Source organism: Enterococcus sp. E4-223 (assembly GCF_035727065.1).
In the GTDB taxonomy this organism is placed as follows: Bacteria; Bacillota; Bacilli; order Lactobacillales; family Enterococcaceae; genus Enterococcus_B; species Enterococcus_B faecium.
In genome coordinates this window covers 369,219-393,614 of sequence record NZ_JAPMLH010000001.1, presented here as the reverse complement: position 1 = coordinate 393,614, position 24,396 = coordinate 369,219, and the positions used below count along the sequence as shown (strand labels likewise).

21 protein-coding genes are annotated in these 24,396 nt (G+C 38.6%); 18 read left to right on the top strand and 3 right to left on the bottom strand.

All coding sequences use genetic code 11. The features are described from left to right. Positions 1-77 precede the first annotated feature (77 nt). The gene (locus OS139_RS01960) at positions 78-476 is read right to left on the bottom strand and encodes a VOC family protein (RefSeq protein ID WP_002309568.1); all 399 of its coding nucleotides are present in this window, start codon (positions 474-476) and stop codon (positions 78-80) included. A gap of 260 nt (positions 477-736) precedes the next feature. On the opposite strand from OS139_RS01960, the gene ylqF reads away from it, so the two are divergent. The 10 genes from ylqF (at position 737) to OS139_RS01910 (ending at position 11,684) form a co-directional block, all read left to right on the top strand. Further along, positions 737-1,597 (top strand): ribosome biogenesis GTPase YlqF, encoded by an 861-nt coding sequence (gene ylqF, locus OS139_RS01955; protein ID WP_325066787.1) that lies wholly within the window; start codon positions 737-739, stop codon positions 1,595-1,597. Further along, entirely contained in the window at positions 1,590-2,354 is a 765-nt protein-coding gene (locus tag OS139_RS01950; protein WP_002331855.1) for a ribonuclease HII, read from the top strand. Before ylqF ends, OS139_RS01950 begins: the two co-directional genes overlap by 8 nt. A gap of 58 nt (positions 2,355-2,412) precedes the next feature. Then, complete coding sequence (gene dprA, locus OS139_RS01945) at positions 2,413-3,270, top strand: DNA-processing protein DprA (protein ID WP_002306921.1); 858 nt, start codon at positions 2,413-2,415, stop codon at positions 3,268-3,270. 122 nt (positions 3,271-3,392) lie between these two features. Continuing rightward, on the top strand, positions 3,393-5,471 hold the full coding sequence (gene topA / locus OS139_RS01940) for a type I DNA topoisomerase (protein WP_002288411.1): 2,079 nt from the start codon (positions 3,393-3,395) through the stop codon (positions 5,469-5,471). After that, positions 5,440-6,816 carry an FADH(2)-oxidizing methylenetetrahydrofolate--tRNA-(uracil(54)-C(5))-methyltransferase TrmFO gene (gene trmFO, locus OS139_RS01935; protein WP_016627889.1) on the top strand — a complete coding sequence of 459 codons (1,377 nt, stop codon included), beginning with the start codon at positions 5,440-5,442 and terminating at the stop codon, positions 6,814-6,816. The genes topA and trmFO overlap by 32 nt, the downstream gene beginning before the upstream one ends. Before the next feature lie 197 nt (positions 6,817-7,013). Next, on the top strand, positions 7,014-7,919 hold the full coding sequence (gene xerC / locus OS139_RS01930) for a tyrosine recombinase XerC (RefSeq protein ID WP_002331853.1): 906 nt from the start codon (positions 7,014-7,016) through the stop codon (positions 7,917-7,919). 36 nt (positions 7,920-7,955) lie between these two features. Then, positions 7,956-8,504: an HslVU peptidase proteolytic subunit gene (gene hslV, locus OS139_RS01925; protein WP_002288419.1), complete on the top strand. Its 549-nt coding sequence runs from the start codon at positions 7,956-7,958 to the stop codon at positions 8,502-8,504. Positions 8,505-8,517: 13 nt separating this feature from the next. Next, complete coding sequence (gene hslU, locus OS139_RS01920) at positions 8,518-9,918, top strand: ATP-dependent protease ATPase subunit HslU (RefSeq protein ID WP_325066778.1); 1,401 nt, start codon at positions 8,518-8,520, stop codon at positions 9,916-9,918. A gap of 17 nt (positions 9,919-9,935) precedes the next feature. Then, the gene (gene codY, locus OS139_RS01915) at positions 9,936-10,727 is read left to right on the top strand and encodes a GTP-sensing pleiotropic transcriptional regulator CodY (protein ID WP_002331851.1); all 792 of its coding nucleotides are present in this window, start codon (positions 9,936-9,938) and stop codon (positions 10,725-10,727) included. Positions 10,728-10,808: 81 nt separating this feature from the next. Further along, positions 10,809-11,684, top strand: a complete 876-nt coding sequence (locus OS139_RS01910) for an aldose 1-epimerase family protein (RefSeq protein WP_002296994.1) — start codon at positions 10,809-10,811, stop codon at positions 11,682-11,684. Between the two features lie 131 nt (positions 11,685-11,815). Here the strand turns inward: OS139_RS01910 and plsY are convergent, their stop codons facing one another. Further along, a complete protein-coding gene (gene plsY, locus OS139_RS01905; RefSeq protein ID WP_002296995.1) occupies positions 11,816-12,454 on the bottom strand; it encodes a glycerol-3-phosphate 1-O-acyltransferase PlsY in 639 nt (212 codons plus the stop codon). Between the two features lie 126 nt (positions 12,455-12,580). On the opposite strand from plsY, the gene OS139_RS01900 reads away from it, so the two are divergent. The 8 genes from OS139_RS01900 to OS139_RS01865 all read left to right on the top strand — a co-directional run bounded on the left by OS139_RS01900 (position 12,581) and on the right by OS139_RS01865 (position 23,549). Beyond that, on the top strand, positions 12,581-13,015 hold the full coding sequence (locus OS139_RS01900; RefSeq protein WP_002298106.1) for a CoA-binding protein: 435 nt from the start codon (positions 12,581-12,583) through the stop codon (positions 13,013-13,015). A gap of 165 nt (positions 13,016-13,180) precedes the next feature. Beyond that, entirely contained in the window at positions 13,181-15,226 is a 2,046-nt protein-coding gene (gene parE / locus OS139_RS01895) for a DNA topoisomerase IV subunit B (protein WP_002306915.1), read from the top strand. Positions 15,227-15,237: 11 nt separating this feature from the next. Continuing rightward, positions 15,238-17,688: a DNA topoisomerase IV subunit A gene (gene parC, locus OS139_RS01890; RefSeq protein WP_025476764.1), complete on the top strand. Its 2,451-nt coding sequence runs from the start codon at positions 15,238-15,240 to the stop codon at positions 17,686-17,688. Positions 17,689-17,964: 276 nt separating this feature from the next. Then, positions 17,965-20,196 (top strand): formate C-acetyltransferase, encoded by a 2,232-nt coding sequence (gene pflB, locus OS139_RS01885; protein ID WP_002289265.1) that lies wholly within the window; start codon positions 17,965-17,967, stop codon positions 20,194-20,196. 243 nt (positions 20,197-20,439) lie between these two features. Next, positions 20,440-21,201: a pyruvate formate-lyase-activating protein gene (gene pflA, locus OS139_RS01880; protein ID WP_002289264.1), complete on the top strand. Its 762-nt coding sequence runs from the start codon at positions 20,440-20,442 to the stop codon at positions 21,199-21,201. Positions 21,202-21,285: 84 nt separating this feature from the next. Further along, positions 21,286-22,212: a manganese-dependent inorganic pyrophosphatase gene (locus OS139_RS01875; RefSeq protein WP_002306912.1), complete on the top strand. Its 927-nt coding sequence runs from the start codon at positions 21,286-21,288 to the stop codon at positions 22,210-22,212. A gap of 181 nt (positions 22,213-22,393) precedes the next feature. Next, entirely contained in the window at positions 22,394-23,290 is an 897-nt protein-coding gene (locus tag OS139_RS01870) for a DUF1803 domain-containing protein (RefSeq protein WP_002331848.1), read from the top strand. A 133-nt stretch (positions 23,291-23,423) separates the two neighbouring features. Next, the gene (locus tag OS139_RS01865; protein WP_002296999.1) at positions 23,424-23,549 is read left to right on the top strand and encodes a GNAT family protein; all 126 of its coding nucleotides are present in this window, start codon (positions 23,424-23,426) and stop codon (positions 23,547-23,549) included. A gap of 133 nt (positions 23,550-23,682) precedes the next feature. Here the strand turns inward: OS139_RS01865 and OS139_RS01860 are convergent, their stop codons facing one another. Then, positions 23,683-24,315 (bottom strand): hypothetical protein, encoded by a 633-nt coding sequence (locus OS139_RS01860; RefSeq protein WP_002306909.1) that lies wholly within the window; start codon positions 24,313-24,315, stop codon positions 23,683-23,685. Positions 24,316-24,396 lie beyond the last annotated feature (81 nt).

Sequence of the window (24,396 nt, the reverse complement as noted above, 5' to 3'; positions counted from 1 at the left end):
AAAATAGAGGTGGAGAATACTTATCGCATCATCCATCTCTATTTTTTTGTTATAAAAACGTCAGTTTCGTTATCTGCTTACATCTTCATCCATACGGGTTCTAATGTGTTTCCATCCAAATCTTGGACTTCTAATGAAAACATTTCTTCTTCAGGTATTCCCATATCGACTTCGTGGAAAGCACCACCATTTTCTTTTGCAATTTGAGCGAATTTTTTTACTTTATCCGCGTTGTCCATACTAAACGAAATCAAAGCGCCACTTGTTTTTTTATTATCGGCTATTTCTTTATCTTTTATAAATTTTTTATAAAAATCATGAGAGAGGAGCATCACCCAAAAAGTGTCATCCCACACCATTGAACTAGCTTCTTCAGTAGAGAATTCTTCGTTTTTTTTAAACCCAAGCTTTTCATAAAAAGCAACGGAACGATTGACATCGGCAACAGGAAAATTAACAAAAACCATACTATTCATTTGTTTCGTCTCCTTTCTGCATTGTTCGTCTATCATCTCTTATTTAGGAAGCGCTATCAAAAAAACAGACTCGTATACAGAAATCAAAATAAAAAATTTACATCATCAAAAAAGAGAAGATGTGATAGAATGAGGACTGGTTCACTTTCACTTAACTAATAGATAGGATTTTTTATAATAGAAAAAAGTGAATATATATTGAAAAATAAAAAACAAGTAAAGTCGGAGAATATTCCGATATGAAAGGAATGGAGAGAACAATGACCATCCAATGGTTTCCAGGACACATGGCAAAAGCCCGACGAGAAGTTTCTGAAAAAATGAAATATGTGGACATCGTATTTGAATTGGTAGATGCACGTTTACCTTTATCTTCTCGTAATCCAATGTTAGATCAGATCATTCAGCAAAAGCCTCGGCTTGTTTTATTGAATAAAGCGGATCTGGCAGATCCACAACAGACAAAGCTGTGGCAAGAATATTTTCGTAAGCAAGGCCACCTTGCGTTAGCTATCACGGCACAAGAAAGTAAAGGAATCAAAGGGCTAGTACCTTCAGCTAAAGAAGCGTTGAAAGAAAAACGAGCAAGAGACGCTGCTCGTGGGATCAAGCCTCGCGCTATTCGGGCAATGGTATTGGGTATTCCGAATGTTGGAAAGTCTACGTTGATGAATCGACTAGTAGGCAAAAAAATTGCTCAGACAGGAAATAAACCAGGTGTAACAAAAGGTCAGCAGTGGCTTCGTTTGGGTAACGAGTTGGAATTGTTAGACACACCAGGGATTTTATGGCCCAAATTTGAAGATGAAGAAATCGGCAAAAAACTAGCGCTGACAGGCGCCATCAAAGACCAACTTGTCCATTTAGATGATTTGGCGATTTACGGATTGGACTTTTTTGCCCGATATTATTCAGGAAGAATCAGCGATCGTTATGGTTTGCCAATCGAGCAAGAAGAAAAATTGGCACCGGAATTGCTGATGGATATCACAGCAAAACGTGGGTATAAAGAAGACTATGATCGCGGCAGCGAATTAGTCGTGCATGATATCCGTCAAGGAAAACTTGGTCGCTACACATTGGATCGTTGCGAAGAAATGGAGCAAAAAAGCGATGACTGAATCCATCCAAAGTATCAAAGAACGATTGAAAAGCATACAGAGAATAGATGATCCTACACTAGAATCATTGAGGAACGATCCACGCAAAGGCGTACAGCAAGCGCTAGTTTCTTTTGAACGACGATTGAAAAAAGAGGCATTGATCAAGGAAAAATATGAAGAAATGTTTTGCTTTGAAAAACAAGGGTACGCACAAGGTCACCAATGGATTGCCGGCATTGATGAAGTAGGAAGAGGACCGTTAGCTGGACCTGTCGTGGCAGCTGCAGTTATCTTGCCGAAAAATGAGATCATATTAGGGCTGAATGACTCCAAACAATTATCAGAGAAAAAGCGAGAACTTCTTTATCAACAAGTTCAAGAAAAAGCCCTGGCAATCGGGATCGGGATCGTTGATCAGCAGACAATCGATGATGTGAATATTTATGAAGCAAGTAAATTAGCGATGTTCCAAGCAGTAGAAAAATTGTCCATTGTACCAAGCTATTTGTTGATCGATGCGATGACCTTGGATTTGCCTATCCAGCAGGAAAAAATAATCAAAGGGGATGCACGATCTGTGTCGATTGCTGCTGCAAGTATCATTGCTAAAGTATATCGAGACCAATTGATGAAAGAATATGACGTGCTTTATCCTGGATATGGTTTCTCGCATAATGCAGGTTATGGAACAAAGGAACACTTAGAAGGACTTGAACGACAAGGAATTACGCCAATCCATCGTAAAAGTTTTGCACCTGTAAAAAAATATTTATAATAAAAAACAGCCGCTTTTACGTATCTTATTAGAAAGAGAGACGAAAGGCGGTTTTATGATGTATCAAATAGAAGAGAATTTATTGAAACTTGCTTATACAAAAGGAATCAGTAGTCAAGGAAAATGGGCACTTGCTAACTGGATGATGCAGTATCCTTATAAAGAAATCGGATTTGAAGACATCATTAAGATAGGTAAAATAACCACACATCGGGAGCTGTTTCGCAAAAGTTGGCAGGAAATTCACGCTAACTGGGGCAAAATCCAATCGAAACAGTCGTTTATCACTTGCTTTGATCCCAAATATCCCCCTCAGCTGCTTCACTTGACCTATCCGCCAATTGTACTGTTTTATAATGGTGATCTATCTTTACTTTCTTGTAACATGTTAAGCGTTGTTGGTGGAAGACACACTTCTGCTTTAGCCAAAAAAACAGTTTATTATTTACTAAAACCAGTGGTAGAAGCTGGATATGTGATCGTCAGTGGCTGCGCGAAAGGGATAGATACATACGGTCACCAAGCAGCAATCTCTCATGGTGGACGGACAATCGCAGTCATTGGAACAGGGATAGAGCAAGTCTATCCTGCTGAAAATCGTGACTTGCAAGAGGTGATTGCAAATGATCATCTTCTTTTGAGTGAATATCCTCCTCAATCCGGCCCGAAAAAGCATCGTTTTCCAATGAGAAATCGGATTATCGCAGCTTTGTCTAAAGGAACATGTGTCTTTGAAGCCAAGAAAAAAAGCGGCTCTCTGATAACAGCACAGCAAGCATTGGATCTTGGAAGAACAGTTTTTTCTGTTCCAGGAAATATTTTAACAGAACATTCTACCGGATGTCATCATTTGATCCAAGACGGTGCAGTTTGCACGGTTTCGGGTGAAGATATCTTGGCAGAATTTAAAGAATAACACCATACTTTTCATTTGCTTTTCTTGACAAACGTTTTCTGAATGGATATGATTAGCTACGATTTGTATGAATCCTCTTTTATATAGTAGGAACACGACAATGGAAAGGAGTCCATTCAGTAATGGCGTATAAATATTTAGTGATTGTAGAATCACCTGCAAAAGCCAAGACAATTGAGAAATATCTTGGACGAAACTATAAAGTAATGGCCAGTGTTGGCCATATAAGAGATTTACCGAAAAGTAAAATGGGTATCGATTTTGAAAACAATTATGAACCCCATTATATTTCTATACGCGGAAAAGGCGATGTCATCAAAAGCCTTAAAGCCGCAGCAAAAAAAGCTCAAAAAGTTTACTTGGCAAGTGACCCGGATAGAGAAGGAGAAGCGATTGCTTGGCATTTAGCGTACCTACTTGGGTTGGATCTGAAAGAAAAAAATCGGGTGGTCTTCAATGAAATCACAAAAGACGCAGTCAAAGCAGCTTTTAAGGAACCAAGAACGATCGATGTAGATTTAGTAGATGCACAGCAAGCTCGTCGTACCTTAGACAGAATCGTTGGTTATTCGATCAGTCCTATTCTCTGGCGTAAGGTCAAGAAAGGGTTAAGTGCAGGACGTGTCCAATCTGTCGCTTTAAAAATTATTATTGACCGTGAAAAAGAGATCCGAGAATTTGTTCCAGAAGAATATTGGAGCATCGACGGTAATTTTAAAAAAGCTCGTAAGAAATTCAAAGCAAATTTCTGGGGAATCGACGGTAAGAAAAAGAAATTACCAGATGCACAAAGTGTAAAAGAAGTCACTGCTAGAATTGATGGAACAGACTTCGAAGTTAAAAAAGTAGAAAAGAAAGAGCGCAAAAGAAACCCTGCGAATCCTTTCACTACAAGTAGCCTGCAACAAGAAGCTGCCCGTAAGTTAAACTTTCGAACAAGAAAAACCATGATGGTAGCACAGCAATTATATGAAGGAATCACTTTGGGTAAACAAGGAACAGTCGGCTTGATTACATACATGCGTACTGATTCTACCCGGATTGCCGATACAGCAAAAGCAGAGGCCGCAGCATTTATTGAAGATACGTATGGAAAAGAATTTTCTAGACATGATCACCGAAAGATCAAAAATGCTCAAGGCGCACAAGATGCCCATGAAGCTGTGCGTCCAACGAGTGTGCTTCGTACACCAGATGAACTCAAACAATATTTAGATAAAGATCAATTGAAACTTTATACATTGATCTGGTCACGTTTTGTGGCTAGTCAGATGACACCAGCTATTTTAGATACAATGAAAGTGACATTAGAACAAAATGGTGTCATCTTCATTGCGAACGGTTCAAAAATCAAATTCAAAGGATTCATGCAAGTGTATGTGGAAGGTAGAGATGACGGCAAAGAAGAGAAAGAAAATATTCTTCCAGAACTTGAAGAAGGCGATGTAGTCCAATCTGTTGATATTGAACCAAAACAACATTTTACTCAACCACCAGCACGTTTTAGTGAGGCTACGTTGATTCGTGCACTAGAAGAAAACGGGGTAGGGCGACCTTCCACTTATGCACCAACACTTGATACGATCCAAAGACGCTACTATGTAAAATTGACACAAAAAAGATTTGAGCCGACTGAACTAGGAGAAATTGTCAATTCACTGATCTGTGAATTCTTCCCTCAAATCGTCGATATCCATTTCACAGCAGAAATGGAAGGAGATTTGGATAAAATTGAAGAAGGCACGGAAGCGTGGGTCAAAGTGGTTGATCGTTTCTATAAACCGTTTGAAAAAGAACTGACGAATGCGGAAGAAAAAATCGAAAAAATTCAAATCAAAGATGAACCAGCAGGATTCGATTGTGATGTCTGTGGACATCCGATGGTGATAAAATTAGGGAAATATGGGAAGTTTTATGCTTGCAGTAATTTTCCTGATTGTCGGAATACGAAACCAATCGTAAAAGAAATCGGTGTGACTTGCCCAGTATGTCATGAAGGACAAGTCATTGAACGAAAATCTAAGAAAAACAGACTATTCTATGGTTGTTCCCGTTTCCCAGAATGTGAATTCACTTCTTGGGATAAACCAGTGGGCAGAAATTGTCCAAAATGTGACGGATATCTGGTCGAGAAGAAAGTCAAAGGCGGTAAACAAGTAGTCTGTGTAAATGGAGATTACGAAGAAGACATCCAAAAATAATAGAAAAGAGGTTCTTTCATTGAAAATGGTAAATGTTGTTGGAGCAGGGCTTGCCGGAAGTGAAGCTGCTTGGCAGATCGCACAAGCAGGAGTCCCTGTCCGTTTATATGAAATGCGTCCAGTCAAATCGACTGAGGCGCATCACACAAGTAATTTTGCTGAACTAGTATGTTCCAATTCATTAAGAGGAAACAGTTTGGCTAATGCAGTAGGGTTATTGAAAGAAGAAATGCGCCGATTGAATTCGGTAGTAATCACTTCGGCAGATGAAACAGCAGTGCCAGCTGGTGGTGCTTTAGCTGTTGACCGCGATTCTTTTTCTGAAACAATTACCCGAAAAGTCAAAGAGCATCCATTAGTAACAGTGATAAACGAAGAAATTACTGAAATACCGGAAGGAATCACCGTAGTAGCAACAGGACCTTTGACTTCTCATCCATTAGCAGAAAGCATCAAAGCATTCAATGGTTCAGATGGTTTTTATTTCTATGATGCAGCTGCACCAATCGTAGACAAAGCTACGATCGATATGGATAAAGTATATTTGAAGTCCCGCTATGACAAAGGAGAAGCAGCTTACTTGAACTGTCCGATGACAGAAGAGGAATTCAAAGCTTTCCATGAGGCACTAATCAATGCCGAAGTGGCAGAACTTAAATCTTTTGAGAAAGAAAAATATTTTGAAGGATGTATGCCAATTGAAGTAATGGCACAGCGAGGATTCAAAACGATGCTTTTCGGACCTATGAAACCAGTTGGATTGGAAGATCCTAAAACTGGCAAACGTCCTTATGCTGTTATCCAGCTGCGTCAAGACAATGCTGCAGCTTCTTTATACAACATCGTGGGCTTTCAGACTCACTTGAAATGGGGCGAGCAAAAACGTGTTTTCCGGATGATTCCTGGGTTGGAAAATGCTGAATTCGTTCGCTATGGTGTGATGCACCGAAACAGCTTTATGAATTCGCCAGAATTGCTGAAACCGACTTACCAATCAACGAAACGCGAAGATCTGTTCTTTGCAGGTCAGATGACTGGTGTAGAAGGCTATGTTGAAAGTGCAGCGAGCGGACTACTTGCTGGAATCAACGCCGCACGCTTAGCAAAAGAAATGGAACCAGTCGAGTTTCCACAAGAAACAGCTATTGGAAGTATGGCTTACTACATTACTCACGCGGAAGGAAAACATTTCCAACCGATGAATGCCAACTATGGTCTGTTTCCTGAACTGCCAGAGCGCATTCGAGACAAAAAAGCAAGATATGAAGCAATTGCACAACGAGCTTTAAAAGCTAATGAGGCAATAAAAACAGAATTAGAAAAAACTGCAGTCCCAAATGAGTAAGGAAACTCCATGAAGAGGGTGAGACGGATAGTCTCGCTCTTTTTCTTGCGTTTTTCTTAAGAATTTCTCAAACAAAATGTGAGAAATTGCGCCAATTGTGAACAAACTTAGAAATATTGGTTAAATTCTGACAATTTATTTGTCTTTTTATAAACGCTGTGCTAAATTATTCTCTGGGACAAAAGGAAGGTGAGAAAATGACAGAAGCCACGTGGGAACAAAAATTTTTGCGTTATTTGATTGTCGAAAGAGGATATTCAGAAAAAACGAAAGAAGCATATGAAGAAGACATTCTCCATTTCAAACATTTTTTGGAGGAATCTGGAGACGCTGATCTGCTGAAGGCGGAATATTTTACGGTTCGTGTCTATTTGAGTGCATTAGCTGATCATCGTCCTAGCTATAGCAGAAATTCTATCAGTCGCAAGATAGCCAGCCTACGTTCGTTTTATCAGTATCTTCTCAAAGAAGAAGTGATAAAAGAAAATCCATTTTCTTACGTTCATCTCAAAAAGAAAAATTTGAGACTGCCACGTTTTTTTTATGAAAATGAAATGCAAGCACTTTTTGACAGCGTAGCAGGAGATAGTCCTTTGGATTTGAGGAACCGCGCTTTACTGGAAGTCCTTTATGGATCAGGCATCCGTTTAAGTGAGTGTAGCAGTTTGTCAGTATCAGACATTGATTTTGATTCAGAGGTCATGTTGATCCATGGTAAAGGGAACAAAGAGAGATATGCTCCTCTAGGTTCTTTTGCTCAAGATGCTCTGCAAGAATATTTCAGGAAAGGCCGCCAGGTATTGATGACAAAATATCACGAAGAGCATGATATCGTTTTTGTGAATCATCATGGAAAACCAATCACGCCTACTGGAATTGAATATGTCTTGAATCAAATGATCAAAAAAAGCAGTTTGGATAGTGATATCCATCCTCACATGCTGCGCCATACATTTGCTACTCATTTATTAAATAATGGGGCAGATTTGCGGACAGTCCAAGAATTGCTAGGACATGCCAATTTATCGACTACCCAAATCTATGCCCATGTAACAAAAGAAAGTTTACAAAAAAACTATCGTTCTTTCCATCCAAGAGCGTAAAAATAAGGAAAAGAACAAATTTAGGAGGAAACAAACATGGTCGAATCACCATTTCATTCAACCACTATCTGTGCCGTCGAAAAAGACGGGAAATTTGCTATGGCTGGAGATGGCCAAGTAACAATGGGTGAATCTGTTGTCATGAAAGGCACTGCAAAGAAAGTACGACGTATCTACAATGGAGAAGTTGTTGTAGGTTTCGCCGGAAGTGTTGCAGATGCGTTTACTTTAGAAGAAAAATTTGAAGGCAAACTAAACGAATATAACGGGAATCTACAACGCGCAGCTGTCGAATTAGCTCAAGAATGGCGGACACAGCAATCTATGCAAAAACTTGAAGCGATGCTGATCGTAATGAATGATAAAGAAATGCTTCTTGTTTCAGGTACAGGAGAAGTTATCACACCAGATGATGGTATCTTAGCTATCGGATCAGGAGGGAATTTTGCGTTGGCTGCAGCCCGAGCAATGAAAAACTATGCTCAAAACGACATGAGTGCGAAAGAAATTGCAGAAAATGCGTTAAATATTGCCGCAGATATCTGTATCTTTACTAATCATAATATTATCGTAGAAGAACTGTAAGAGGTGAGTAGATATGTATGAATTAAAACAAACACCAAGACAAATCGTAAGTGAATTAGATGAATATATTGTAGGACAGCACGCAGCAAAAAAATCTGTTGCCGTTGCTTTGCGTAACCGCTATCGCCGTTTGCAGTTAGATGAAAAAATGCAACAAGATATTACACCAAAAAATATGCTGATGATCGGACCTACAGGGGTCGGTAAAACAGAAATCGCACGACGTTTGGCAAAAATCGTCAATGCACCATTTGTCAAAGTCGAAGCAACAAAATTTACTGAAGTCGGTTATGTCGGAAGAGATGTAGAATCAATGGTTCGGGATTTAGTAGAAAATGCGATCCAAATCGTAGAAAAAGAGCAGTACAGCCGTGTATACACAAGTGCTAAAAAAAATGCAGAAAAACGTTTGGTAAAAATCTTGGTACCTGGTATAAAAAAAGAACAGAAACAATCCACTAATCAATTTGAACAAATGATGAATCTTTTTAATGCTAGTCAGCAAAATACAGCTGAACCGCAAGAAGAAGTGACAGAAGATATTCGAATCAATCGCCGTACAGTCTTGGAACAACTACAAAAGGGTTTACTGGATAGTCGTGAAGTAACCATTGAAGTTGAAGACCAAAAGAAACCTGCACCAATGATGAACAATGGATTGGAGCAAATGGGGATCGACCTAAATGAAACTCTAGGTGCTTTGACACCGAAGAAAAAAGTGGAACGGACGGTAACAGTCAAAGAAGCTTTAGAGTTATTGATCAAGGACGAATCAGCAAAATTAGTCAAGGATGCTGATATCCATAGTGAGGCAATCAAATTAGCGGAAGAAAGTGGAATTATTTTTATCGATGAAATCGATAAGATCACTTCTAAATCACAGCAATCTGGAGAAGTATCCAGAGAAGGCGTTCAAAGAGACATATTGCCAATTGTCGAAGGTTCACAAGTAAATACAAAATACGGGATCATCCAAACAGATCATGTCTTATTCATTGCTTCAGGAGCGTTCCATTTATCTAAACCGAGTGATTTGATTCCAGAACTCCAAGGGCGTTTCCCAATACGGGTAGAATTAGATGATTTGACAGCTGAAGATTTTGTGAAAATTCTGACTGAACCGAATAATGCTTTAATAAAACAATATGTAGCATTGATTGGTACAGAAAATGTGTCAGTTACGTTTACAAAAGAAGCAATTGAACGGATCGCTCAAATCGCTTTCGATGTCAACCGTGACACAGATAGTATCGGCGCACGCAGACTGCATACCATTTTGGAAAAACTACTAGAAGATCTATTATTTGAAGCACCAGATATGCAAATGGGAGAAATAACGATCACAGAAGCATATGTGGATGACAAACTTGGCTCAATTGCGGCAAATGAAGATTTAAGTCGCTATATTTTATAAAAAATCGGAGGACGACAATGACAGACTTGCTAACGAAAACCCGCAAGATAAACACACTTTTGCAGCAAAAGAATACTTTTGACATGCAAGCAGATTTGCCTTACGATAAAATGGCTGTCACACTAGGTGGTATTCTTGACAGCAACACCTATATCATAGGAAGTGACGGAGTATTACTAGGTTATAATGAACGTCACGATGTGAACAATGAACGAATCAAAACAATGTTTGTTGAGAAACAATTTCCTGAATCTTATACTGATACAGTGGCACAGTTGATGAAAACTGAAGCTAATATCCCAATTACTAGTGATATTACTGCATTTCCGGTAGAGACAAGAGAGAAATATCCATTTGGTCTGACGACTGTCGTTCCGATCTTTGGAGCTGGCGAACGTTTGGGTACGATTATCTTATCTCGTATGGAACAATCGTTTGCAGATGACGATCTAGTCTTAGCAGAATATGGAGCTACGGTTGTCGGTATGCAGATCCTTTATCAGAAGTCTCGAAGCATCGAAGCAGATGTACGGAGTGCAACGGCTGTCCAAATGGCAATCAACACATTATCTTATAGCGAATTGAAGGCTGTACAAGCTATCTTTGAAGCATTGGATGGAGATGAAGGTCGTCTGACTGCTTCTAATATTGCCGATAGTATCGGCATCACTCGTTCTGTGATCGTCAATGCTTTACGAAAATTGGAATCAGCTGGAATCATTGAATCTCGTTCGTTAGGCATGAAGGGAACTTATTTAAAAGTATTGAATTCCCGTTTTAAAGACGAGTTAGCAAAACACAGTTATTAGAAGTAAGGGGACTGGGGCAGATAGAAATGTTTGTTCCAGCCTTCCCATTTTAAAAAGTAAGTCGAAGTTGGAGGAATGGCAATGACTGTTATTATTCAAAATGACCAGCTGATCGCCGAAATCGCTGAACACGGTGCGGAATTGATCAGTCTGAAATCAAAAGAACATGGTTTAGAGTATATCTGGCAAGGTGATCCAGCGTATTGGGGCAGACATGCACCGGTTTTATTCCCTTTTGTTGGACGTTTAAAAGATGATCAGTATGTTTATCAAGGGAAAACATATCAAATGGGGCAACACGGATTTGCTCGGGATATGGATTTTGAAGTCATTGAACATGGACAAGAAATGGCTAGTTTCATCTTAAGGAGTACGCCGGAGACATTAGAAAAGTATCCATTTGATTTTGAATTAGTGATCAGCTATGAATTAGGAGGAGACGGCATCACGGTTCATTATCAAGTGGCAAATACCGGTGAAAAAGAAATGTTCTTTTCTATCGGTGGACATCCTGCTTTCAATGTACCTCTTGAAGAAGGATTGTCATTTGAAGATTTCTATCTGGCATTTTCTCCATTGAAATCAAGATTACGCCTACCATTGAAAGGCCCATTCATCGATATGGATCAAAAGACGTTAGGTCAGACAAATACGAATCTGGCTTTGAATCGTGAACTTTTTGAGCAAGATGCCTTGGTTTTTGAAACAAGGGGTCTAAATGCGTACGCCATTCGAAGTGAAAAATCTTCCCATAGCGTAACTTTAAGCTATAAAGATATGCCTTATGTAGGGATCTGGTCTCCTTATCCAAAAGAAGCGCCTTTCGTTTGTATCGAACCGTGGTGCGGAATCGCTGACACGGTGAACAGTAGTGGAAACTTGATGGAAAAAGTAGGGATCAATCAACTAGGTGCCCATGAAATCTTCAAGACAAAATATTCCATCACAGTGAAGTAAGAGGTTGTGACCGATAAGTTAGCAGGGAACACCGTTTACCAAGGTGTGTAAAAAAGCTATCCTGTAAGTAATAAGGGAGTGTGACATCGATTTGTCACACTCCCGTTTTATCTCTTTGGAATGAAAAAGTATCAGGATTTTTTCTTGCTGCTATTCAAACCAAACGGGATTCGACTTTCTGTATGGTTTCTGATACGCTTGATATTGTCTTTATGCCGATAAAAGATAAAGGAAGAAACTAAAAAGGCAATGATCGTCAGTAACCAATTGGGCTTAGCCAAAATCACAGGAGCTACATAAGGAAGGACGATCGTAGATAAAGTGATCAATACTGCACTGATCATACTGCTCAAACTCACCATACTTGTACAAAATAAACTAACGATAAAGATGATACAAGAATAAACAAAAAATACAGGATTAAATCCTAAAAGCATTCCTGCACTTGTCGCAACAGCTTTTCCTCCTTTGAACCCAGCAAAAATCGGAAATGTATGGCCAAGAATGGCGCATACCCCAAACCAAAGAGGGTTAATCCCAGAAAGGTGGAAGATCATCGGCAAACAAGTAGCCAATGTACCTTTTAAAATATCCATAAGCAGGACAACAATCCCGGCTGTTTTGCCTAATACACGAAATGTATTGGTCGTTCCAGTATTACCGCTCCCATGTTGTCGGATATCTTTTTTGAAAAACAATTTGCCAATCCAGACACCGGAAGGAATAGAACCTAAAAGATATGCTAAAATAAGTAATAAGATCAATTTCATTTTTTACCCTCTTTCAAGTTGAAAACTATCCTTTATTTTAGCATGAATAGGTAACAGGAACAATTGAAAAAATGAAAGATACAAGTATAATAGATGGAATAAAAAGAAAAGCAAGGGGTGGCAGAAATGTCTGTAAAAAATCCAACACAAGAAACGATTTTCAACTATTTGGAAGAAGCAAAAAATATTGCCGTCGTAGGCTTGAGCAATAAACCAGAACGAACAAGTTACATGGTTGCACAGGTATTGCAAGACAATGGATATAAAATCATACCAGTAAATCCATTATTGGCTGGTGAAGAAATTCTAGGCGAGAAAGTCTATGCGAATTTGACAGAAATCGATGATCCAATCGATATCGTAGATGTATTTAGACGGAGTGAATTTTTACCTGAAGTAGCAGATGATTTTTTGAAAACTGATGCTAAAGTGTTCTGGGCACAATTAGGGATTGAAAACAAAGAAGCAGCTGAGATGCTAAGAAAAGCAGGACGTACAGATATCGTGATGGATCGTTGTATTAAGATTGAACTTGGTAAGTTGAAAGAAAACCAAAAATAAAAATGACCACAAAGAAGAGATGATCGATAGAGGGGAATGTCGAAAAAGCGGTTAGGAGATAATTAAAATTGATTTCTCGTCTACCCTCTTTTTTTTCACGACCTTTTCTAGTATGATAATCGTGGTGCGGTTTTGCCGCAAAGTATTATTGAAGGAGCGTTTGCCTTGGCAAAAAAAGTAAACAACGAATACAATGACTCGTCCATCCAAGTATTGGAAGGATTAGAGGCAGTTAGAAAAAGACCAGGGATGTACATTGGATCCACTGACAGCCGAGGCTTGCATCATTTAGTCTATGAAATCGTCGATAATGCAGTTGACGAAGCATTATCAGGTTATGGCAGTGAGATTGATGTGACCATCCATGAAGACAATAGTATAACTGTTGCAGATAGCGGACGTGGGATGCCTGTAGGAATGCATGCTTCCGGAATACCAACAGTTGAAGTGATTTTTACTGTGCTGCATGCTGGCGGAAAGTTTGGTCAAGGAGGGTACAAAACTTCTGGTGGACTGCACGGTGTAGGAGCCAGTGTGGTAAATGCCTTATCGAAATGGCTAACTGTAACGATCGTTAGAGATGGCGTAGAGTATCAGCAGAAATTTAAAAACGGCGGTAAACCTGACGGTACGTTGAAAAAGATAGGAAAAACAAAAAAAGCAAACGGGACGACTGTCCATTTTTTACCAGACGATACAATATTCAGTACAACGAAATTTTCATATGAAATTTTAGCCGAACGGTTAAGAGAATCTGCCTTTCTTCTAAAAGGCGTTAAAATCTCTCTTTCTGATCTTCGTGGAGAAGAACCAGTCAAGGAAATTTTTCATTACGAAGAAGGAATCAAAGAATTTGTTGATTATCTGAATGAAGAAAAAGATACATTGACACCAGTTGTTTATTTTTCAGGAGAAAAAGAAGGTATCGAAGTAGAGGTCGCTTATCAATACAATGACGGGTATTCAGAAAATGTCTTATCTTTTGTCAATAACGTTCGGACAAAAGATGGGGGAACCCATGAAGCTGGTATGAAAGCGGCTATGACGAAATCTTATAACGAATATGCGAGAAAAGTTGGTTTGCTGAAAGAACGGGACAAGAATCTGGAAGGTAGTGATTTCAGAGAAGGGTTAGCTGCTGTACTTTCTATCCGTGTACCTGAAAATCTTCTGCAATTTGAAGGGCAAACAAAAGAAAAACTTGGTACGCCAGTTGCTCGTACCGTAGTAGATAACGTCATCAGTGAACAAATGGGCTTTTATTTGCAGGAAAATAGCGAAATGAGCCAGATGTTGGTCCGTAAAGCAATCAAAGCCAGAGAAGCGAGAGAAGCAGCACGTAAAGCCAGAGAAGAAAGCCGAAATGGGAAGAAGCGTAAAAAAGGCGAATCTCTTCTTTCAGGAAAATTGACACCCGCACAATCCCGAAACCCTAAGAAAAATGAATTGTATTTAGTCGAAGGGGATTCTGCTGGCGGATCTGCTAAACAAGGAAGAGACAGAAAGTTCCAAGCAATTCTACCTTTACGAGGAAAAGTCATCAATACCGAAAAAGCTAAAATGCAAGATATCTTGAAAAATGAAGAAATCAATACGATGATCTATACGATTGGTGCAGGAGTCGGTCCTGAGTTTTCTATCGAAGACTGTAATTACGACAAAGTAATCATCATGACCGATGCGGATACAGACGGCGCCCATATTCAAGTATTGCTGCTTACTTTCTTTTATCGCTATATGAAACCGCTGATTGAAGCTGGGAAAGTATATATCGCGTTACCGCCTTTATATAAAGTATCCAAAGGACAAGGGAAGAAACAAGTCATTGAATATGCGTGGACAGATGACGAATTGGCAGCAATGATTAAAAAAGTCGGCAAAGGATATATGCTGCAGCGGTATAAAGGACTTGGAGAAATGAATGCGGAACAATTGTGGGAAACAACGATGGATCCAACTTCCCGTACGTTGATCCGCGTCCGTATCGATGATGCTGCGCAAGCTGAACGTCGAGTAACCACACTGATGGGTGACAAAGTAGAACCTCGAAGAAAATGGATCGAAAATCACGTGCAATTTACGCTCGAAGAAGATGGCAGTATCTTAGATAAAAAAGAGGATACTGAAATCTCTCCTTCAGTTTCTAATGATTTATTAGATGAAGAACGAGCAGATAAAAATGAAAACAATCAGTTATTTGAAGTAGAATAGGAGGTCACCTGATGGAAAATCGACAAGAAGTACAAGAATTAACTTTAGAAGAAGTGATGGGTGACCGCTTCGGACGTTATTCCAAATATATTATCCAAGAACGTGCACTGCCTGATATCCGTGATGGATTGAAGCCAGTGCAACGCCGGATATTATTCGCTATGAACAAAGATGGCAATACGTATGACAAAGGATTCCGTAAATCAGCAAAATCTGTCGGAAATATCATGGGGAATTATCATCCTCATGGTGACAGCAGTATTTATGAAGCGATGGTCCGCATGAGCCAAGACTGGAAGTTGCGGGAAGTACTGATCGAAATGCACGGGAATAACGGGAGTATGGACGGTGATCCACCTGCTGCGATGCGTTATACTGAAGCCAGATTATCCAAGTTAAGTGGAGAGATGCTAGCAGATATCGAAAAAGAAACAGTCGATCTCGTGTGGAATTTTGATGATACAGAAAAAGAACCAACAGTCCTTCCAGCTCGATACCCAAACCTTCTCGTCAATGGATCGACAGGTATATCTGCTGGATATGCAACAGAAATCCCGACTCATAACTTAGCTGAAGTGATCGATGGCACAATCTATATGATCGATCATCCACAAGCGAGCCTTGAAAAATTGATGGAATATATTCCTGGACCTGACTTTCCAACAGGAGGGATCTTGCAAGGAAAAGATGAAATCAAAAAAGCTTATGAAACAGGGCGAGGAAAAGTTATTCTTCGTTCGAAAACAAAGATAGAAGCAATGAAGGGTAATAAACAGCAAATCGTGATCACAGAAATCCCATATGAAGTAAATAAAGCGACCTTGGTGAAAAAAATGGATGAGATCCGTTTGAATAAGAAAATCGATGGAATAGCTGAAGTACGAGATGAAAGTGATAGAACAGGTCTGCAAATTGTCGTCGAATTGAAAAAAGACGCCAATGCTCAAGGAATTTTGAATTATTTGTTCAAAAACACTGAGCTACAGATCAATTACAATTTCAATATGGTCGCTATCGACCATATGACTCCGCATCAAGTTGGACTGAAAGACATTTTAAGAAGTTATATCGAGCATCGAAAGCAAGTCATAACAAAACGTAGTCAATTCGATTTAGCCAAAGCTCAAAAAAGACAGCATATCGTAGAAGGATTGATGAAAGCTTTATCGATTCTGGATGAAGTAATCGCAACGATTCGTGAAAGTAAAGACAAAAAAGACGCCAAAAAGAATTTAGTCGACGTCTTTCAATTTACAGAAGAACAAGCAGAAGCAATTGTCACATTGCAATTATACCGTTTGACGAACACGGATATCACAGAGCTTCAAAAGGAATCCGAAAGCTTGATTGCGCAAATCACAGAGTTGAATAAAATCCTTTCAAATGACAAAGAGCTTTTCTCTGTTATGAAAAAAGAATTGCGAGAAGTGAAAAAAAATTATTCTTCCGCTCGTCTAACGACAATCGAAGACGAAATCGAAGAAATCAAAATCGATACGCAAGTTTTAGTGGCGCAAGAAGACGTAATCGTCAGTGTGACGCGAGAAGGCTATGTGAAGCGAACAAGCCTTCGTTCTTATAGTGCTTCGAAACCAGAAGAAATCGGGATGCGAGAAGGCGACTACTTGCTGTACTCAGGTGAATTGAGCACATTGGACCATGTTCTTCTGATTACGAATAAAGCAAATGTGATCTACCGTCCTGTTCATGAACTACCCGATTTGAAATGGAAAGATGCTGGCGAACACATTTCTCAAACAATCTCCAATCTGTCTGTAGATGAATCGATCTTAGCTGTTTTTCCATATCAAAAAATTCAAGCAGAGAAAACATTTGTATTCATCAGCAAGAATGGATTGATCAAGCAAACACGAATGACAGAGTTCGAACCATGGCGCACCTATAAGAGCCGTCCGCTCAGCTGTATGAAGCTAAAGGCGGAAGAAGATGAACTGATTGCTGTGTATCTGAAAGAAGATCGGCCAGGCTTAGATGTTTTCTTAGTAACGTATCAAGGAATGGGTTTGCGCTATCCTTTAACAGATGTTCCCGTTGTTGGAGCAAAGGCAGCTGGAGTGAAGTCTATGAATTTGAAAGATGGAGATAGGATTATCAACGGGCTGCTTGTGTTAGCAGAAGGTGATACGCCGATCGTAATCGTTACTCAGCGAGGAGCTGTTAAACGCATGCTTGCTCAAGAAATCAGCCAAACTTCACGTGCGAAGCGGGGAGTGACGGTCATGCGTGAGCTGAAAAAAAATCCTCATCGCATTATCTATATGTCGGAAGGAAGATCAAAAGAAATAACCTTGATGAATCAAAAAGGGCAGCAGTTAACGATTGACCCAACTGATTTCCCTATAGGTGATCGAACATCGAATGGATCATTTGCGATGGATGAGAAAAAAGGTGGAGAAGTCATCGAAGTTATCGATGCTCCTGAGATTTTCATCGAGTCGTAACTGTTGTAGTATTTTAATGAAGAGACGCCATCTGTATTAATACAGATGGCGTCTCTTTTTCATTCATTTTTAATAAATCCTTATACGTTTGCAAAAAAAGATGAAAGTGTTCACAATGCTTAAATGTTGGTATGTCAACGTTGATTTAAATATATGTAAATAAAACATAAAAATTGTTAAATAAAAAACAAGAAAACCCTTGCAAAGATAGGGTGCTGTGTTATACTAATCACGTAAAAACTGTTACATAAAACAGAAATTTAGGAGGTCCATACAATGGAGCAATGGAATGGATTTAAAGGTACCAAATGGAAAGAAGGCGTAGACACTAGAGACTTTATTCAAAATAACTACACTGAATATCGCGGTGATGACAGCTTTTTGGAAGGCCCAACAGAAGCAACAGAAAAATTATGGGATGAATTGCAAAAGTTAAATGATATCCAATTCGAGCGTAACGGTGTCTATGATATGGACACAGAAATCGTATCAACTATTACTTCACACGATGCAGGCTATTTGGATAAAGATTTGGAAAAAATCGTCGGTCTACAGACAGACAAACCTTTGAAACAAGCATTCATGCCGTTCGGCGGAATCAATATGGCTAACAATGCGCTAAAAAGCAATGGCTATACACCAAACGATGAATTGACACATATTTTCACTGACTGGCGCAAAACACATAATCAAGGTGTATTTGACGCTTATACTGCTGAAATGCGTGCTGCTCGTAAAAACAAAATCATTACAGGGCTTCCAGACGCTTACGGACGCGGACGTATCATCGGTGACTATCGTCGTGTGGCATTGTATGGAATCGACTATTTGATGGAACAAAAGAAAAAAGATCATGATATGACTGGTTATCATACAATGAGTGAAGAAGTGATTCGTTTACGTGAAGAAATCACTGAACAATATCGTGCATTAGCGCAAATGAAAGAAATGGCTGCGAAATATGGCTATGATATTTCTAAACCAGCTGCAAATGCAAAAGAAGCTGTCCAATGGCTATACTTCGGATATTTAGCAGCAATCAAATCACAAAATGGTGCTGCGATGTCAATCGGACGTATCTCAGCATTCCTTGATATCTATATCCAACGTGATTTGGATAATGGAGTAATCACAGAAAAAGAAGCACAAGAATTGATCGACCACTTAGTAATGAAATTACGTATGGTCAAATTCGCGCGTACACCTGAATATAACCAATTATTCTCAGGATTCCCTATCTGGGCTACTTTATCCATTGCAGGTATGGGATTAGATGGTCGTTCATTAGTTACAAAGAATGATTTCCGTCTGCTTCATACATTAACAAATATGGGACCTTCACCAGAACCAAACTTGACTGTTTTGTATTCTGAACACCTTCCAGAAGGATTCAGAACATATGCTAGCAGAATCGCTATCGAAAGTTCTTCGATTCAATTCGAAAATGATAATCAGCTTCGTGAACAATGGGGTTCTGATGATTGTGCGATTGCTTGCTGTGTATCAGGAACAGTTGTCGGAAAAGACATGCAATTCTTTGGTGCTCGTGCTAACTTGGCTAAAACACTATTATATGCCATCAATGGCGGAGTCGATGAAGTGACTGGCGCCCAAGTTGGACCAGAATATCGTCCAATCACATCAGAAATACTAGACTTTGAAGAAGTGAAACATAACTTCATGAATATGATGGATTGGTTAGCAGAACTATATGTCAATACGTTGAACATCATTCATTATATGCATGATAAATATTCTTATGAAGCAGCTCAGCTGGCTTTGATGGATTCTGACTTGCAACGCACATTTGCTACAGGTATTGCTGGGATCTCTCATGCGGCAGACAGCTTGTCAGCGATCAAATATGCAAAAGTAAAAGCAATCCGTAATGAAAAAGGAATAGCAGTTGATTTTGAAGTGGATGGCGACTTCCCTAAATACGGAAATGATGATGACCGTGCAGATGAATTAGTTTCATGGATCTTGGAATACTTCATGGGACAAATCAAACGTCATAAAACTTACCGCAACTCAAAACCAACAACTTCATTATTGACGATTACTTCAAATGTTGTTTACGGTAAAAATACAGGAAATACTCCTGATGGCCGTGAAGCTGGAAAACCACTTGCGCCAGGAGCAAATCCAAGTTACAATGCGGAACAAAGTGGGTTATTAGCTAGCCTGAACTCAACAGCTAAAATGAATTACGGCTGTGCATTGGATGGAATTTCAAATACCCAAACAATCAATCCTTCAGGTCTTGGAAAAGAACAAGATACAAGAATCGAAAACTTGCGTAATGTCTTAGATGGATACTTCTCAAAAGGAGCTTATCATTTGAATGTCAATGTATTCAGTAATGATTTATTGCGTGATGCAATGGAAAATCCAATGAAATATCCGAACTTGACGATCCGGGTATCTGGTTATGCAGTTAAATTCCGTGACTTGACAAGAGAACAACAATTAGATGTCTTGATGAGAACTTCACACGACAGAATGTAAAAAGTTCGTGAAAAAAGTTTTTCGACTTAGCGTCGAAAGGACGTTGAATAGCCATCGCATCAAAATCGAATAATCAGTATGCTTATTTGAAAGAAACGATTTACAGGGGCAGGACTTGTATGTTCCGTCCCTGTAAATTTTACACATAACGAAGCGGCAATTGCGAAAAATTTTGTTCAGAAAGCTTCGCTTCGACAGCTAACTTGTACTTAAAATGAAATCAAAGAAAAGATGTGAACTTAAATGGAAGAAAAAACAATCGGCTATGTTCATTCTATCGAAACTTTCGGTTCAGTAGACGGACCTGGACTGCGCTTTGTCGTGTTTATGCAAGGATGCCGCATGCGTTGCCAATTTTGTCACAATCCAGATACTTGGAATATTGGCGGAGGGAAAGAATACACAGCAGATGAACTTTTAGATAAAGCAGAACGCTTCAGACCTTACTGGGGAGATAAAGGTGGTATTACTGTTAGTGGTGGAGAACCTCTATTGCAGATCGATTTTTTGATCGAACTATTTAAAAAAGCAAAAGAGCGGAAGATGCATACTACATTGGATACATGCGGAAAACCTTTTACGTATGAAGAACCTTTCTTTTCACGTTTTCAAGAATTGATGAAGTATACAGATTTACTGTTATTTGACATCAAACACATCGATAATGAAGAGCATAAAAAACTAACGCATTGGGACAATGAAAATATTTTAGAAATGGCTCAATATTTGTCAAAAATCAACAAACCGGTTTGGATTCGCCATGTACTAGTTCCTGAGCGAAGTGATTATGATGAATATTTGATCCGACTAGACAACTTTATTCAAACCTTGTCAAATGTAGACAGAGTAGAGATTCTTCCTTATCATACGATGGGAAAATACAAGTGGGAAACACTTGGTTTGAAATATCCATTAGAAGGGATCGAACCACCTACAAAAGAACGTGTCGAAAATGCTAAACGATTGCTTCATACAGAAGAGTATACAAAATATTTAACGCGATAGGTCGCATCGGAAAGAAGATAAGTATTGCTTCTTTCCGTTTTTTTGCTATTATTAAATAGGAGAAATCACAAAGGAGCGAATGACATGTCAAAAATTTTAGTTTTTGGTCACCAAAATCCAGATACAGATGCAATCGGGGCAGCCATTGCGTTTTCACACTTGCAAAATGAATTAGGTAAAGAAACAGAAGCAGTTGCTCTAGGTACACCTAATGAAGAAACACAATACGCATTAGACCACTTTCAGCTATCTGCACCACGAGTAGTAGAGTCAGCTAAAGCAGAAAATGCAGATGTCATGCTTGTGGATCATAATGAATTCCAACAAAGTATTTCAGATATCAGCGAAGTAAATATTTTAGCTGTAGTAGACCACCATCGTATTGCAAACTTTGAAACAGCTAATCCATTGTACTATCGTGCAGAACCAGTTGGATGTACAAGTACGATTATTTTAAAACTATATAAAGAAAACCAAGTAACAATTCCTAAAGAAATCGCAGGAATCATGCTCTCAGCTATCATTTCAGATACATTGTTGTTCAAATCACCAACATGTACGCCTGAAGATGAAGCAGCTGCAAAAGAACTTGCAGCAATCGCTGAAGTCGATCTAAACACTTATGGACTTGAAATGTTGAAAGCAGGAACAAATCTAAGTGATAAATCAGCTGCGGTTCTTCTTGATTTGGATGCAAAAAGTTTCCCAATGGGCAGTTCCAACGTTCGTATCGCTCAAGTCAATACAGTGGACCTTAATGAAGTGATGGATCGACAAGCAGAGCTAGAAGCAGCAATGGAAGATGAAATGAAATCAAATGGCTACGATCTGTTCGTATTAGTTGTCACAAACATCTTAGACAGTGATTCAGAATTACTTGTTGCTGGTAAAGGAAAAGAAAAAGTAGAAGAAGCTTTCCAAACAACTTTGACCAACAACCGTGCTTTGCTTAAAGGTGTCGTTTCACGTAAAAAACAAGTCGTACCTCAATTGACGGCTGTATTTAGCTAATCAAATGGTAGTATGAAGCATTCAAAATGAATGGATAAGCGATTGATATAAAAAGAAACATAGAACATACTAAAGGCCGAAGAAATGGAGGAGAATAGCAGTCAATTATGACTCTTGTTCTTCCTCCTTTTTACGTAAAAGCCTTTTAAGTAAAATAAAACGGATAGAAAAGAGAACATATATGAACTATTATTATTCAAAAAATAAGGAAAACTTTTATCAAAAACTGACCGATGATCCGCTTTTTTCTTCATTGACCGATTATCTATATGAACATCGAGAACAAGAAACGATTCTAAGAGAATTGAAAAAAGAATTTTCGCAAAATAAATTTTCCCATTTTCTCGATCTATTGATCGATGCAGGATTAATCAAGAGGGAAGAACGAAGATATCATTTGAACTTTCCAATATTTGATCCTAAAGATTACTTGCAACAAGCCACTTCGGCTGCTGAAACCATAGCTGAACAATTGAGGAGACTCTCTGTTGATGAACAAAAATTAGCGATGGGAGAAGTTATTTGGGCGTATTGTTTCGAAGATGAACGGAAAGAAGCGTATTTTTATGGAGTAAGAAACAGCCAAGAGACAGAATTGTTGAGGACAACTGCAGGAAATGAGAAGTACCGTTTTATCACACTTTCCTCTATAGAACACTTCCCGCTTACTTTGGCTAATTACTTTTTTGTACAGAAGAATCAGCTTCCTGTAACGAAGGCATTCAAAGAATTAGCCGAACTTATTGGAGACGTAAATGAAGCGTACTTTTTTGATCAAATAGAAGTTATCGTTGACAGGATACGTAAGAATAAATATAAAAATCGCCGGCCTAGTATTTTCCATCAGTCTCTACTTGTGACGAATACTATAAAGGAAGAAGAATCATTCACATTAGAATTACCTATTGTCGAAAAAAACAATTTTGAGATTGAATTACCAACATTGGATCGTTCATTGACAATGGAGGAAACGGCCTTTCTTAAACGACAAATCTTTTCTGAGCTGAGCAAGAAATTTATACCGCATGCATTTTCTTATATCAAAGAATATAGAACAGTTTTAGTGAGTAAAACCTAAGAGAGCAGTAAGCAAAAATTATACTGACTCTTGCAGGAGGAGCCTTTCTCTTCCTTTATGGTTAAAAGAATTATTTGAGTATTTTGCCTATCTACCACCTATTGGATTCACTACATGGTCTGGAAACAAAGGAATGCAAAAAAATGGTGAGAAATGTGGAATGACAAAGGAAGTAGTGATAAGAAAAGTTAGATTTTTAAATAATCAATATTATGATTCAGTCAAGTATGGCATTTTATGGGAAGAACTAGCTGATTAGATTAGGAAGTCCATATGATGATCAAGAATCACTAAGAAACGAATGGCGAATCATTAATAATTTATCCAATCTTGGGTTATTCTTTTAGATTGAAGTGTTTAAAACTAAAAAAGCATTTATGAAGTCGTAATAGTCAGGCTTCAAAATGCTTTTTATTTTGTTTGTTTTTTCTTTGCCACATAAATACACCTAGACTGACGATGAAGAGCATATCCAACAGATTTCCTGCGACTTGGATCGTCGAAGGGTTGGTCAGTGGCATTAAAGCAAGGACAAAAAAGGAAAACAAGCTGTAAATAAAACAGGTGACAGGAACTAATCGAAAGAAGAGTGGACATTTCAATTGGCTAAAAATGAGTGAAAAAATAAAATAAGTAAAGATGGATAAAATCACGACTAAACCATTCATGATAAAGAAGAAAAGCGTATTGTGATTAAACGAATAAAAAAGAATTGCTAAAAAAGAAAACGTTTTAAATGCAATCAATACGCTTGAAGCTTCGTTTAACGTACCAGGATGTCGATGAAAAAAATAGGCACCGAAATAAACAGAAAACAGTAAGCCGCAAAGAGAAGACAAAATCAAAAAAAACGGATTTTCTTCGGCTTCTGTGATATCAGAATGATCCAAAAGCAACCAGCCTAATGCACTAGAAGGCGCATGTGAGGTCTTAAGGTATGCATAACATAGAAAAAATAAGATCGTCAAAGTTGCAAAAAAAGAGCCTAAATGTAAAAAATTAGTGGTTCTACGTTGAATTTCCATAATATCTCCAAATTAAATTGATAAGTATATAAAGTATAATAACAAATTGATGAGTATATGTCGATGTTTTTTAATCAAAAT

Bases quoted from the DNA above. Each gene is read 5' to 3' on its own strand.
- OS139_RS01960 (WP_002309568.1), bottom strand. From the start codon at position 476: ATGAATAGTATGGTTTTTGTTAATTTTCCTGTTGCCGATGTCAATCGT.
- ylqF (WP_325066787.1), top strand. From the start codon at position 737: ATGACCATCCAATGGTTTCCAGGACACATGGCAAAAGCCCGACGAGAA.
- OS139_RS01950 (WP_002331855.1), top strand. From the start codon at position 1,590: ATGACTGAATCCATCCAAAGTATCAAAGAACGATTGAAAAGCATACAG.
- dprA (WP_002306921.1), top strand. From the start codon at position 2,413: ATGTATCAAATAGAAGAGAATTTATTGAAACTTGCTTATACAAAAGGA.
- topA (WP_002288411.1), top strand. From the start codon at position 3,393: ATGGCGTATAAATATTTAGTGATTGTAGAATCACCTGCAAAAGCCAAG.
- trmFO (WP_016627889.1), top strand. From the start codon at position 5,440: ATGGAGATTACGAAGAAGACATCCAAAAATAATAGAAAAGAGGTTCTT.
- xerC (WP_002331853.1), top strand. From the start codon at position 7,014: ATGACAGAAGCCACGTGGGAACAAAAATTTTTGCGTTATTTGATTGTC.
- hslV (WP_002288419.1), top strand. From the start codon at position 7,956: ATGGTCGAATCACCATTTCATTCAACCACTATCTGTGCCGTCGAAAAA.
- hslU (WP_325066778.1), top strand. From the start codon at position 8,518: ATGTATGAATTAAAACAAACACCAAGACAAATCGTAAGTGAATTAGAT.
- codY (WP_002331851.1), top strand. From the start codon at position 9,936: ATGACAGACTTGCTAACGAAAACCCGCAAGATAAACACACTTTTGCAG.
- OS139_RS01910 (WP_002296994.1), top strand. From the start codon at position 10,809: ATGACTGTTATTATTCAAAATGACCAGCTGATCGCCGAAATCGCTGAA.
- plsY (WP_002296995.1), bottom strand. From the start codon at position 12,454: ATGAAATTGATCTTATTACTTATTTTAGCATATCTTTTAGGTTCTATT.
- OS139_RS01900 (WP_002298106.1), top strand. From the start codon at position 12,581: ATGTCTGTAAAAAATCCAACACAAGAAACGATTTTCAACTATTTGGAA.
- parC (WP_025476764.1), top strand. From the start codon at position 15,238: ATGGAAAATCGACAAGAAGTACAAGAATTAACTTTAGAAGAAGTGATG.
- pflB (WP_002289265.1), top strand. From the start codon at position 17,965: ATGGAGCAATGGAATGGATTTAAAGGTACCAAATGGAAAGAAGGCGTA.
- pflA (WP_002289264.1), top strand. From the start codon at position 20,440: ATGGAAGAAAAAACAATCGGCTATGTTCATTCTATCGAAACTTTCGGT.
- OS139_RS01875 (WP_002306912.1), top strand. From the start codon at position 21,286: ATGTCAAAAATTTTAGTTTTTGGTCACCAAAATCCAGATACAGATGCA.
- OS139_RS01870 (WP_002331848.1), top strand. From the start codon at position 22,394: ATGAACTATTATTATTCAAAAAATAAGGAAAACTTTTATCAAAAACTG.
- OS139_RS01865 (WP_002296999.1), top strand. From the start codon at position 23,424: ATGCAAAAAAATGGTGAGAAATGTGGAATGACAAAGGAAGTAGTGATA.
- OS139_RS01860 (WP_002306909.1), bottom strand. From the start codon at position 24,315: ATGGAAATTCAACGTAGAACCACTAATTTTTTACATTTAGGCTCTTTT.